Annotated in this window: 1 protein-coding gene; it reads right to left on the bottom strand. The window is 59.4% G+C overall.

Translation table 11 applies throughout. The features are described 5' to 3' along the window. Positions 1-218: helix-turn-helix domain-containing protein (locus RMT89_RS44130; protein WP_315889387.1), on the bottom strand; the 218-nt coding region annotated here is incomplete at its 3' end. Between the last annotated feature and the right edge of the window lie 38 nt (positions 219-256).

Here is a 256-nt window from a genome sequence, read left to right as displayed (position 1 = left end):
CGTTCGAGCTGGCGGGTTCTGTCTGGTTCCGCACCGCTTCTTTTCGCACCATCAAGAGGTTCTACGTCGAACGCCCGCGCCAGCTCTGCCGGATCAATCGAGTAGCTGCCGTCCTCATGCCGGGCGGCGCTGAGCTTTCCGGTTTTTACGGCCCTGTTGATTGTGGACTTGCTCTTGCCCGTCAGCTTCGCGGCTTGAGAAAGGGAGAGTTCCGGCATGGTTCCGCACCGCGTCATTCAGAGGTTCCAGATAGAAC

It is taken from the genome of Streptomyces sp. P17 (assembly GCF_032436805.1).
In the GTDB taxonomy this organism is placed as follows: domain Bacteria; phylum Actinomycetota; class Actinomycetes; order Streptomycetales; family Streptomycetaceae; genus Streptomyces.
The sequence above is the reverse complement of the archived record's forward strand: the minus strand, read 5'-3'. Positions and strand labels throughout refer to the sequence as shown.